Genomic DNA, 10,402 nt, shown 5'->3' with positions numbered 1-10,402 from the left:
CTGCAACGGTTGCTAATTCCCGGGATTTGATATCTAAACCCTGCCGGCTGTAGATGTCACCGAATGGGAATTTAACTAAAAACGTTCAAAGTCAGGCGCGATTTCGTTTAAAAACTCACGAGTGTGACTTCAAGATTCTCCAACAACTTTGTTCATCAGTTTAATCCGTTTTTATACCTTTTTTCTGTCATATTAAAAGTCCTCTCCCGCCTTTTTATAAATGTATTCTTCACAAAATAAAATTACGGCTTCTATAAATAATTCAATATTCGAGAGGCGATTGGTAACTTTTTCTTTTTGGCTTTCACTGATTCTAAACGTTCCAAAATACAGCCTTCCTTTGTAAACTCTGAAATATCTTCAAGGGACATTCCTGTTTTTTTCAAAGTACCTATAAAAATAAGAAAGTTTACGTCAGAATCCGTAAATTGCCGTATGCCGCCAGCAGTTCTTTTGATTTGAATTAATCCGCTTCTTTCATAAAATCGATGGTATGCGCAGAAAGTCCGGTTCTTTCCACAGCTTCTTTAATATTCATTTTTGGGAGCTCCTTTGTCGACTTGGTCTAATCTTACAGACTCTAAGCCAAGCTGTTTTTCACGAAAAAGATAGCAAATACTGCATTTTTAAACCAATAAAGTCTGAGAATTCTCCGTCATCGTCGGTATGATAACTGAAATGTCTTTCAGTATGCTCTTCATAAGTAAAGAAAAAAAGCCGATATAAATATGGTAAAAAATATTTATTGGGGGAAATAAGATGCAATCCGTTGAACATGAAGGCTTTATCATGGACGTTCCGGCAAATTTATTCAGAGGTATAGAATCGGTAGGCGACAGACTGAAATTAACAAGTGAAAGTTTATCTTTTACATCGCACGGCGTTAATATTCAAAACAAACCGCTCGACATTAAGATTCAGGACATTGCAAAGGTTGAGAAGCGAAACACATTTCTGGTTGTACCAAACGGACTTAAAGTCGTCTTGAAAAACCAGCAGGAGTACAAATTTGTTGTCGCAAAAAGACAGGAATTCTTCAACCATTTGGAGAACCTATTATAGAGCGTTATCATCAAAAAACAGCAGCAAAGCGGCAAATTTTTTTGCTGCTCTGCTCTTTGTTTAGATAAGCGGCGGCATTTCAGCCTTAAAAAGAAACACATATGATGAAAAAAACTGAAAATAAAATTTTTTTAATATAGCCTTTACAAATGGGTGTGTTCCTGTATATAATAGTCCTTGTCAGATCGAGAGTTGCTCGAATGACTGCCCCGGAGGATTAGCTCAGCTGGGAGAGCATCTGCCTTACAAGCAGAGGGTCGGCGGTTCGATCCCGTCATCCTCCACCATTGGTTTTTGAAGGGGCCGGTGTAGCTCAATTGGTAGAGCAACTGAATCGTAATCAGTAGGTTGGGGGTTCAAGTCCTCTTGCCGGCACCACTTTTTTATGATAAAATATAAAAGTTGCTGAAAAAATATCAACGGCTTTTATCTAAGAAATTCTTAGAGCCATTAGCTCAGTTGGTAGAGCATCTGACTTTTAATCAGAGGGTCGAAGGTTCGAGTCCTTCATGGCTCACCATTTTCATGCGGATGTGGCGGAATTGGCAGACGCGCTAGAATCAGGCTCTAGTGTCTTTTAAAGACGTGGGGGTTCAAGTCCCTTCATCCGCATTGCCAATCAATTTTCGCGGAAGTAGTTCAGTGGTAGAACACCACCTTGCCAAGGTGGGGGTCGCGGGTTCGAATCCCGTCTTCCGCTCCAACCATCCACGCCGGGGTGGTGGAATTGGCAGACACACAGGACTTAAAATCCTGCGGTAGGTGACTACCGTGCCGGTTCAAGTCCGGCCCTCGGCATTATAAAGATTGCGCCCGTAGCTCAATTGGATAGAGCGTTTGACTACGGATCAAAAGGTTAGGGGTTCGACTCCTCTCGGGCGCGCCATTATAATAACGGGAAGTAGCTCAGCTTGGTAGAGCACATGGTTTGGGACCATGGGGTCGCAGGTTCGAATCCTGTCTTCCCGATTCTTAAGGGGCCTTAGCTCAGCTGGGAGAGCGCCTGCTTTGCACGCAGGAGGTCAGCGGTTCGATCCCGCTAGGCTCCACTTTGTTATCTTTATATTGATCATGGCGGCGTAGCTCAGCTGGCTAGAGCGTACGGTTCATACCCGTGAGGTCGGGGGTTCGATCCCCTCCGCCGCTATTAAAGGACCTTTAGCTCAGTTGGTTAGAGCAGACGGCTCATAACCGTCCGGTCGTAGGTTCGAGTCCTACAAGGTCCACCATTATTACGGAGGAATACCCAAGTCTGGCTGAAGGGATCGGTCTTGAAAACCGACAGGGGTGTCAAAGCCCGCGGGGGTTCGAATCCCTCTTCCTCCGCCATACATTTTTATCATCGCGGGGTGGAGCAGTTCGGTAGCTCGTCGGGCTCATAACCCGAAGGTCGCAGGTTCAAATCCTGCCCCCGCAACCAAAAATTACTCATTAAATAGGGAGTGCCCGAAGGGTGCAACCAAAACATTTCATGCGTAAAAATCAAAAAATGGTCCGGTAGTTCAGTTGGTTAGAATGCCTGCCTGTCACGCAGGAGGTCGCGGGTTCGAGTCCCGTCCGGACCGCCATTTATATAAGGCTCGGTAGCTCAGTTGGTAGAGCAACGGACTGAAAATCCGTGTGTCGGCGGTTCGATTCCGTCCCGAGCCACCATTATGTAGAAACTTAATAAAATTGCGGCGGTTGTGGCGAAGTGGTTAACGCACCAGATTGTGGCTCTGGCATTCGTGGGTTCGATTCCCATCAACCGCCCCATGCGAGATGCGGGTGTAGTTTAGTGGTAAAACCTCAGCCTTCCAAGCTGATGTCGTGGGTTCGATTCCCATCACCCGCTCCATTTGCATATCATGGGCCTGTAGCTCAGCTGGTTAGAGCGCACGCCTGATAAGCGTGAGGTCGATGGTTCAAGTCCATTCAGGCCCACCATGATATTCCACAGTAGCTCAGTGGTAGAGCTATCGGCTGTTAACCGATCGGTCGCAGGTTCGAATCCTGCCTGTGGAGCCATATGGAGAAGTACTCAAGTGGCTGAAGAGGCGCCCCTGCTAAGGGTGTAGGTCGCGTAAGCGGCGCGAGGGTTCAAATCCCTCCTTCTCCGCCATGATGATATACGGCCCGTTGGTCAAGTGGTTAAGACACCGCCCTTTCACGGCGGTAACACGGGTTCGAATCCCGTACGGGTCATCCGTTTCACCCCCCCCTGTATTTATTAATACAGGGGGGTTTTTGTATGGCAGAGGCGTTCAAAAGAGATGGCAACGTCCTATAGGCAATTGAAATGCTATTGCTGTATTCGGCTTGAAGGCTAATAAAGTGTATAAAAAGGCGGTCGCCAACCGGCATATGCCCACGGTACATGGAGCATCAAAAACAGCCGCTGAATAATGACGATAAGCCCCGGATCTTCGGGGCTTAGTCATCCTCTGTATAAGGTTCCTTTTCTGCCGGGGGAAGATCCCCAAATGAGGTCATAATGCCTTCTTCATCAAGCAATTCCTCGTATTGTTCATGTTCGATTGTCGGATAAACGGTGATTTCTTTACCCGTAATATCCGTCGCGACGAAGTTTTCGTAATCTTCGACATTTCCCAGGCGCTCTTCATATTCCATGTATGTCTGGCTGTACGACTGTGGAGGAAACTCCATATCCTGAGGCGTATCTGAGTCTCCGTAGCGTTCAACATCTTGATACGCGTCTTCTGCATCATATGCCACATTTTCGTCGCGTTCATCCTGTTCAAAACGACCGTAGGGAGGAGTGAGCACTTCTTCTTCAATCGGACGGTCCTTTGAGACGGAGATGTTTGAGGAATGTTCGCTGCACGTCGTCGCCGTCGGCAGGACGGACAGCCTTTCGTAAGGAATTTCCTTTCCGCATACTTCACAGCGTCCGTACGTTCCTTTTTCAATTAAGGAAAGGGCGTGTTCGATATCGTGCAAATGCTCCCTCTCATGTTCGTAAAGGGCGAGATCCTTTTCGCGCTCATAAAGCTCCGTTCCTTCATCGCCGGGATGATTGTCGTATGAAGACAGGTCTCCCGTTGAGTTGAAAGGAAACGTAACATCTATGCCAAAATGACCGTTAGCCTTAAAACGACTGATAATTTGTTCTTTGCCCGCTTTGAGTTCGTTTTCGAGCTTTGTCAACTGTTCTTTTGTTAGCACATGCATCGCCTCGTTTCTAAAAAGTGCTGCCTTTTTAGTATGAACGATTTTAAAAAGAACTTTCATTATAAAAAAACAAAAAAAGAGCCGGTTAAGGCTCTTTTTAGACAAAATGATGAATCAAAACGCCAATCGCTAAAAGCAGGCCGAAAAATGTGTTCGTCTGTGCCGTGGATTTCATGGCGATCATCAATTCTGCCGGTTTTTCTTTTGCTTTGAATTCTTTGATTGCTTTGACCGGTTTCGGAAGGCTTAGCAGAACAATAGCGCTCCATACCGTAACAATCCCCATGACGATGTAAAGTCCGATTAACAAATAGGAAATAATGAATGCCCAGCTTAAAATATGCACGGCATTTTTCCGCCCTGCCAAAATAGGAAGCGTCTTTCGTCCGTTTTCTTTATCCCCGGCCAGATCTCGGATGTTGTTGGACAGGTTGATCCCCCCGACTAAAATCTTGATCGGAAGCGAGATCAGAAACACGTTCCAGGTCAGTTCACCGGTCTGGATATAATAGGAGATGAGGATGATGATCATTCCCATGAAGACGCCTGACATAATTTCGCCAAACGGCGTATAGGAGATCGGAAGCGGGCCTCCTGTGTAAAGATAGCCGACGGCCATGCATACTAATCCGATAAGCGCCAGCCACCAGCTTGAAGACATACAAATATATACTCCGAGCAAGACGGAGACTGCAAACAATCCGTATGCCGTATATAATACCGTTTTCGGCCTCATCCCGTGGCGGACAATCGCACCTCCGATTCCGACCGAATTCTCATTATCGAGCCCGCGGACGAAATCAAAATACTCATTAAATAAGTTCGTTCCGATTTGGATTAGAATCGAAGCGACAAGCATGGCGATAAACAGCCAGATGTCGATACGGCCTGTTTGAAGAGCCAGGACCGTCCCGAGTGTAACAGGGACGAATGCGGCTGTCAGCGTATGCGGCCTTGTCAACATCCACCACACGCGCCAGCTTTTTTCAGGTTTTATTCCAGAAACACTTCCTGAAAGTGATTGATGCTGCATAAAGTTTGACTCCTTTAGTTTTAATACGTACACGTCCATACTAAGTTTAGAAAAAGTTAAAAAAGGTGTCAATATAATGGGTGATATTGTTAGAAAAAAAGCGGTGAGACAGCCCCGAAAAAAATAATAAAACACCTTGCCTTTTTCATTCGGCCGATTAAGTTTATAATAGTAAGGGGTCTGTTAACAAAGTGTCGTTTTGTTGACACACATCGTTCACAGGTGTATGGTTAAAAAAGCATTTTACGGACTTTGGAGGAATGTCTCATGGTGACAACAGTGCAGCGCACTTCCCTAAGGGAAGCATCTGAAGCGTTAAATATCGTCAAAAAAGTCAACCATGCTGTTTTAATAAGTTATTCCAGAAAAATAAAAAATATAGATGCCCTTTCTTTTTTCAAAAGTGGAGAAGAAGCATTCGCCGGGAAGCGGTTTTTTTGGTCCGATCCTGACGGCGAAATGACGCTTGTCGGCTTGGGAAAGGAATTGACGATTTCCACAAGCGGAAAGGATGCAGGCCGTTATCGTGAAATCGATCAACAGTGGGCGCGTGTAAAAGAAAAAGCCTACCACTTTCACGAAGGTGAAGATCTTCATCAAGCGGCAGTGGGCCCTTTGCTGTTCGGCGGTTTTTCTTTTGATCCGCTGGAAACAAGAGAGCAGCATTGGGAGGGGTATCCGGAAGGAGCCTTTTTTGTTCCCTCTGCCATGCTGACAAAAGCAGGGGAAGAAGCGTTTTTAACGGTGAACAAATGGAAGTCTCCCGATGAGGATGCAAGCAAGGTTCTTGCCGAATTAAAGGCCGCTTCTCTACATCTGACAAATATTAGCGCTTTCAAAGAAGATGAAAAAGCGGGCGCCCGGATTAAAGCGAAAGAGGAATTGCATGTGTCAGAGTGGCTTGATGCGATTCGCCGTGCAACAAACGACATCAAAAAAGGGGCATACGATAAAGTCGTGCTGGCGCGGGACATCCTGCTGACGTTCGATAAGCCCGTCAAGCTTCATGAAGTATTGTCCAAACTGATGTCAGAGCAAAAAACGAGCTATATTTTCGCCGTTGAGGAAAACGGCAAAAGCTTTGTCGGCGCTTCTCCGGAGCGGCTGATCAAAAAGGACGGAATGAAAGTGCTGTCCACATGTCTGGCCGGTTCGATTAAAAGAGGCGAAACCGAACAGGAGGACCGGATGCTCGGCCTTGAGCTATTGAACGATGAGAAAAACCTTATTGAACACGACATTGTCGTGGGTATGATCCATCAGGCGTTTTTGGCGAACTGCAGCCGCGTGAAAAAGCCGGCCAAGCCCGGATTGTACAAAACGAAAAACGTTCAGCATCTATATACACCTGTCGTCGGTCAAATGAATGATCAAGCGTCACTCTTCGATTTGATTGAGCAGCTCCACCCGACTCCGGCACTCGGAGGGTCGCCGCAGCACAAAGCGGTCGAGGTCATCAGAAACATCGAACCGATGTCAAGAGGATGGTATGCCGCCCCGGTCGGATGGATCGACATCGCAGGCAACGGGGAGTTTGCCGTTGCGATCCGCTCCGGATTAATCGAATCGAACGAGGCCAGACTGTTTGCCGGCTGCGGAATTGTCGCTGATTCCGATCCGCTGCTTGAATATGAGGAAACACAAATTAAATTTAAGCCTATGCTGTCCGCATTTGGAGGCGATACCCTTTGACAGAAAACCCGATTACAACATATATAGGCAATTTTATTGATGAGCTTTCACTCGCAGGCGTTACTGAAGCCGTCATCTGTCCCGGATCAAGGTCAACGCCTCTTGCGATTCTGGCGGCTGCCCACCCGGACATCAATGTTCACGTCCATATCGATGAGAGGTCGGCAGGCTATTTTGCATTGGGGATCGCAAAAGCGAAGCGGGAACCCGTTGCGTTGATCTGTACGTCGGGAACGGCTGCGGCGAACTTTTATCCGGCTGTCGTTGAGGCTCATTATTCAAGAATACCGCTCATCGTTTTAACGGCTGATCGGCCGCACGAGCTGCGTGAAGTAGGTGCACCTCAGGCGATTGATCAGCAATTCTTATTCGGCAACTTTGTTAAGTATTTCACAGACTCGGCTTTGCCTGATGCACATCCTGATATGCTGGCGTACATTCGTTCAGTAGCAAGCCGTGCCGCAGGAGAAGCGTCGAGAGCGCCGAACGGACCGGTGCACATCAATTTTCCGTTAAGAGAGCCGCTCATGCCGAACCTTGCTGCCGATCCTTTTCAACGGACGGAAAGGGGCCGTCATGTGTCTGTATCAAACGCCGCCGCCGCTGCTGATCTAAAAGAGCTTGAAGCGGTGATGGCCTTGATCAGCGATACGGAAGAAGGCGTCATTGTCTGCGGGGAACTTCCGAATGACGATGTGAAGCGCGATATTTTATCGCTTGCGGAGATGACGGGGTATCCGATTTTAGCAGACCCTTTGTCAAACCTGCGGAACGGCGCACATTCGAAGAAATCGGTCATTGCTGCGTATGATTCGCTTTTAAGGGATGAAGAGCTGAAAGCTTCCCTTATGCCGAAGCTTGTCATCCGGTTTGGACCGATGCCGGTTTCCAAGCCGCTGTTCCAGCTTTTAAAACAAAACCCCGGGATCTGGCAGATTGTCGTCGATCCCGATGGCGGCTGGCGCGATCCGACACAGCGAAGCTCCTGGATGATGCATTGTTCAGAACGGGAATTTGCCGAAGCTGCGGCCGCTTCCATACGCGAAAAAAGAGCGGGCCGCTGGCTGGAAAAATGGCAGTTTGCAGACAGCCGTTTCCGACGCCATTTAAAAAATCTTGAAGCTGAGGATCTTACATTTGAAGGAAATGTGTACCGCAATCTGCAGCATATCATCCCGGAAAACAGCTCCCTTTTTGTCGGAAACAGCATGCCGATCCGCGATGCCGATACGTTTTTTGAAAATCAGGACAGGCCTTTCCGAATTTTCGCCAACAGGGGGGCAAACGGAATTGACGGCGTCGTGTCGACAGCGCTCGGCGTATATGCTGCCACAAAAGAGCCGGTGACGCTCGTAATCGGAGATTTATCCTTTTACCATGATTTAAACGGCTTGCTTGTCACGAAAACGCTGGACATTCCGCTGACGGTCGTTCTCGTCAACAATGACGGCGGAGGGATTTTCTCATTCCTTCCCCAGTCTGCTGAAGAACGATATTTTGAACAATTATTCGGAACGCCGACAGGGCTGGAATTTGAGCATGCCGCCAAATTGTACGGCGGACGCTACGCGTGCCCTGAGACTTCCGCAGAATTCGCCGATGCCTACTTGTCTTCTGTCAACCGCTGCGGGCTTGATATCATCGAAGTGAAAACGAGGCGCGAGACCCGTGTTGAGCTGCATCGCCGGCTGCTTGATACGGTGCTGTATGAAATCAGAAAAGAGTGGCCGTTTTGAGACTGACGTTGCGGGACGGCATAGGCTATGAAATTGAAGACAACGGAGCATCTGCGGAAAAAACGGCGGTTTTTCTGCACGGATTTACCGGCAGCGCAAAAACGTGGGATGAGACTGACGAACATTTTCGAGGCATCCGTCTCATCAAACTGAATTTACTCGGCCACGGCAAAACCGATTCGCCCGCCGACAATCAGCGGTACACGACAGAACAGCAAGCCGCCGATCTATTGGAGATTTTTGATCTGCTGAAGCTGAAAAAAGTGGATCTTGTCGGCTATTCTATGGGAGGAAGGCTTGCCCTCTCTTTTGCCATGATGCATCCTGAGCGCGTATCAGGGCTTGTGTTGGAAAGCAGCTCCCCCGGTCTTCAAACAGAAGAAGAAAGACGCAGCCGGAGGGATCAGGACGCCCGGCTCGGAGAGAGGATCATCAACGAAGGAATTGAATCGTTCGTCGATTACTGGGAACAGATTCCGCTGTTTGCTTCCCAATTGTCGCTAGAGGCGTCCAAAAGAAAGAAGATCCGCGAAGAGCGTCTGAGCAACAACCCGACCGGCCTTGCGGGCAGCCTGGCCGGGATGGGAACCGGCTCACAGCCGTCATGGTGGGACAAGCTGGATGATATCACATTTCCAGTTCTCCTCATCGTCGGCAGCCTTGACAAAAAATTTGTCGCGATCAATCAAAACATGCACAGGAAAATTCCCGGCAGCCGCCTGGTGATCGCCGAACAAACCGGACATGCTGTACATGTGGAAGAGCCCGATTTTTTTGGTAAAATAGTAAGTGAATTTATATTCAAATAGGAGGTCACGTTCATGACTGTAGAATGGAAAAGCGAACGTCAATATGAAGATATTTTATATGAAACATACAATGGCATTGCAAAAATTACGATCAATCGCCCTGAAGTACATAACGCGTTTCGTCCGAAAACCGTTACCGAGCTGATCGATGCTTTCGCCTATGCGAGGGATGATGCGGATATCGGCGTCATTATTCTTGCAGGAGCAGGAGACAAGGCGTTCTGCTCAGGCGGTGACCAAAAGGTAAGGGGCCACGGAGGATACGTCGGAGAAGACCAGATTCCGCGTCTTAACGTTCTTGATTTGCAGCGTTTAATCCGTGTCATTCCGAAACCGGTCGTTGCGATGGTGTCAGGCTATGCCATCGGCGGCGGTCATGTGCTGCATATCGTTTGCGATTTGACAATTGCCGCAGACAACGCGATTTTTGGACAAACCGGACCAAAAGTGGGCAGCTTTGACGCCGGATACGGTTCAGGCTATTTAGCGCGGATCGTCGGCCATAAAAAAGCCCGCGAAATCTGGTATCTGTGCCGCCAATACAACGCGGAGGAAGCGTTGGAAATGGGCCTGGTCAACACGGTTGTTCCGCTTGAGAAGCTTGAAGAAGAAACGATTAAGTGGTGTGAAGAAATGCTTGAGAAAAGCCCGACGGCTCTCAGATTCCTCAAAGCAGCCTTTAACGCCGATACGGACGGACTTGCAGGCATCCAGCAGTTCGCCGGAGATGCGACGCTCCTTTATTACACGACGGATGAGGCAAAAGAAGGCCGTGACGCCTTTAAAGAAAAACGCCGTCCGGACTTTGGACAGTTCCCTCGTTTTCCGTAAAAACGAGAAAGAAAACAGCTTGGTGTAACTGAGCTGTTTTCTTTTATCAATCGAGAAATTTTCTTTGG

The 10,402-nt window shown here is 47.9% G+C and carries 9 protein-coding genes and 21 tRNA genes (1 of these 30 cut by a window edge); 26 read left to right on the top strand and 4 right to left on the bottom strand.

All coding sequences use genetic code 11. The features are described 5' to 3' along the window. Together NSQ39_RS15150 and NSQ39_RS15145 are read right to left on the bottom strand one after the other, a co-directional pair. Nucleotides 1–31 carry the 5' end (the start) of a carboxymuconolactone decarboxylase family protein gene (locus tag NSQ39_RS15150; protein ID WP_335499831.1) on the bottom strand. Its footprint begins 182 nt before the window's first position, so 31 of the gene's 213 nt are visible here — the first part of the coding sequence; it begins with the start codon at nucleotides 29–31; its stop codon lies off the left edge, out of view. A gap of 220 nt (nucleotides 32–251) precedes the next feature. After that, nucleotides 252–437, bottom strand: coding sequence for a hypothetical protein (locus NSQ39_RS15145; protein WP_335499829.1), 186 nt, complete (start codon nucleotides 435–437; stop codon nucleotides 252–254). A 322-nt stretch (nucleotides 438–759) separates the two neighbouring features. On the opposite strand from NSQ39_RS15145, the gene NSQ39_RS15140 reads away from it, so the two are divergent. The 22 genes from NSQ39_RS15140 (at nucleotide 760) to NSQ39_RS15035 (ending at nucleotide 3,246) form a co-directional block, all read left to right on the top strand. Continuing rightward, the gene (locus NSQ39_RS15140) at nucleotides 760–1,062 is read left to right on the top strand and encodes a hypothetical protein (RefSeq protein WP_202049503.1); all 303 of its coding nucleotides are present in this window, start codon (nucleotides 760–762) and stop codon (nucleotides 1,060–1,062) included. A 211-nt stretch (nucleotides 1,063–1,273) separates the two neighbouring features. Then, nucleotides 1,274–1,349 (top strand) — tRNA-Val (locus tag NSQ39_RS15135). A gap of 15 nt (nucleotides 1,350–1,364) precedes the next feature. After that, nucleotides 1,365–1,440 (top strand) — tRNA-Thr (locus tag NSQ39_RS15130). A 66-nt stretch (nucleotides 1,441–1,506) separates the two neighbouring features. Next, a tRNA-Lys gene (locus NSQ39_RS15125) sits at nucleotides 1,507–1,582 on the top strand. A gap of 7 nt (nucleotides 1,583–1,589) precedes the next feature. Next, nucleotides 1,590–1,674: transfer RNA gene (locus NSQ39_RS15120), tRNA-Leu, on the top strand. A 16-nt stretch (nucleotides 1,675–1,690) separates the two neighbouring features. After that, nucleotides 1,691–1,765: transfer RNA gene (locus NSQ39_RS15115), tRNA-Gly, on the top strand. A gap of 9 nt (nucleotides 1,766–1,774) precedes the next feature. Beyond that, a tRNA-Leu gene (locus NSQ39_RS15110) sits at nucleotides 1,775–1,860 on the top strand. Between the two features lie 11 nt (nucleotides 1,861–1,871). Then, nucleotides 1,872–1,948: transfer RNA gene (locus tag NSQ39_RS15105), tRNA-Arg, on the top strand. A 9-nt stretch (nucleotides 1,949–1,957) separates the two neighbouring features. Continuing rightward, a tRNA-Pro gene (locus tag NSQ39_RS15100) sits at nucleotides 1,958–2,031 on the top strand. A 7-nt stretch (nucleotides 2,032–2,038) separates the two neighbouring features. Continuing rightward, nucleotides 2,039–2,111: transfer RNA gene (locus NSQ39_RS15095), tRNA-Ala, on the top strand. A 24-nt stretch (nucleotides 2,112–2,135) separates the two neighbouring features. Then, a tRNA-Met gene (locus tag NSQ39_RS15090) sits at nucleotides 2,136–2,209 on the top strand. A 5-nt stretch (nucleotides 2,210–2,214) separates the two neighbouring features. Continuing rightward, nucleotides 2,215–2,291 (top strand) — tRNA-Ile (locus NSQ39_RS15085). 7 nt (nucleotides 2,292–2,298) lie between these two features. Continuing rightward, nucleotides 2,299–2,391 (top strand) — tRNA-Ser (locus NSQ39_RS15080). Nucleotides 2,392–2,405: 14 nt separating this feature from the next. Next, nucleotides 2,406–2,482: transfer RNA gene (locus tag NSQ39_RS15075), tRNA-Met, on the top strand. 71 nt (nucleotides 2,483–2,553) lie between these two features. After that, nucleotides 2,554–2,630: transfer RNA gene (locus NSQ39_RS15070), tRNA-Asp, on the top strand. A 9-nt stretch (nucleotides 2,631–2,639) separates the two neighbouring features. Beyond that, a tRNA-Phe gene (locus NSQ39_RS15065) sits at nucleotides 2,640–2,715 on the top strand. A 26-nt stretch (nucleotides 2,716–2,741) separates the two neighbouring features. Beyond that, a tRNA-His gene (locus NSQ39_RS15060) sits at nucleotides 2,742–2,817 on the top strand. An 8-nt stretch (nucleotides 2,818–2,825) separates the two neighbouring features. Further along, nucleotides 2,826–2,899, top strand: a tRNA-Gly gene (locus NSQ39_RS15055). Nucleotides 2,900–2,911: 12 nt separating this feature from the next. Then, nucleotides 2,912–2,988 (top strand) — tRNA-Ile (locus NSQ39_RS15050). Nucleotides 2,989–2,994: 6 nt separating this feature from the next. Then, nucleotides 2,995–3,069, top strand: a tRNA-Asn gene (locus NSQ39_RS15045). Nucleotides 3,070–3,072: 3 nt separating this feature from the next. Next, nucleotides 3,073–3,163, top strand: a tRNA-Ser gene (locus NSQ39_RS15040). An 11-nt stretch (nucleotides 3,164–3,174) separates the two neighbouring features. Beyond that, nucleotides 3,175–3,246: transfer RNA gene (locus NSQ39_RS15035), tRNA-Glu, on the top strand. A 228-nt stretch (nucleotides 3,247–3,474) separates the two neighbouring features. Here NSQ39_RS15035 and NSQ39_RS15030 read toward each other — a convergent pair. Both NSQ39_RS15030 and NSQ39_RS15025 read right to left on the bottom strand, forming a co-directional pair. Further along, entirely contained in the window at nucleotides 3,475–4,227 is a 753-nt protein-coding gene (locus NSQ39_RS15030) for a TraR/DksA C4-type zinc finger protein (RefSeq protein ID WP_046130690.1), read from the bottom strand. Between the two features lie 103 nt (nucleotides 4,228–4,330). Next, the gene (locus NSQ39_RS15025) at nucleotides 4,331–5,266 is read right to left on the bottom strand and encodes a 1,4-dihydroxy-2-naphthoate polyprenyltransferase (RefSeq protein WP_175076605.1); all 936 of its coding nucleotides are present in this window, start codon (nucleotides 5,264–5,266) and stop codon (nucleotides 4,331–4,333) included. A 267-nt stretch (nucleotides 5,267–5,533) separates the two neighbouring features. Here NSQ39_RS15025 and NSQ39_RS15020 point away from each other — a divergent pair, with 267 nt between their 5' ends. The 4 genes from NSQ39_RS15020 to menB are packed head-to-tail and all read left to right on the top strand — an operon-like array spanning nucleotide 5,534 to nucleotide 10,334. Further along, entirely contained in the window at nucleotides 5,534–6,958 is a 1,425-nt protein-coding gene (locus NSQ39_RS15020; RefSeq protein WP_216899650.1) for an isochorismate synthase, read from the top strand. Continuing rightward, nucleotides 6,955–8,694, top strand: coding sequence for a 2-succinyl-5-enolpyruvyl-6-hydroxy-3-cyclohexene-1-carboxylic-acid synthase (gene menD, locus NSQ39_RS15015; protein ID WP_341015754.1), 1,740 nt, complete (start codon nucleotides 6,955–6,957; stop codon nucleotides 8,692–8,694). Before NSQ39_RS15020 ends, menD begins: the two co-directional genes overlap by 4 nt. Then, nucleotides 8,682–9,503: a 2-succinyl-6-hydroxy-2,4-cyclohexadiene-1-carboxylate synthase gene (menH, locus tag NSQ39_RS15010; RefSeq protein WP_341015751.1), complete on the top strand. Its 822-nt coding sequence runs from the start codon at nucleotides 8,682–8,684 to the stop codon at nucleotides 9,501–9,503. Before menD ends, menH begins: the two co-directional genes overlap by 13 nt. Before the next feature lie 12 nt (nucleotides 9,504–9,515). Beyond that, nucleotides 9,516–10,334: a 1,4-dihydroxy-2-naphthoyl-CoA synthase gene (menB, locus tag NSQ39_RS15005; protein ID WP_046130685.1), complete on the top strand. Its 819-nt coding sequence runs from the start codon at nucleotides 9,516–9,518 to the stop codon at nucleotides 10,332–10,334. The last annotated feature ends 68 nt before the right edge of the window (nucleotides 10,335–10,402 follow it).

The sequence above is a fragment of the Bacillus sp. FSL W8-0848 genome (genome assembly GCF_038007805.1).
Taxonomy (GTDB): Bacteria; Bacillota; Bacilli; order Bacillales; family Bacillaceae; genus Bacillus; species Bacillus glycinifermentans.
The sequence above is the reverse complement of the archived record's forward strand: the minus strand, read 5'-3'. Positions and strand labels throughout refer to the sequence as shown.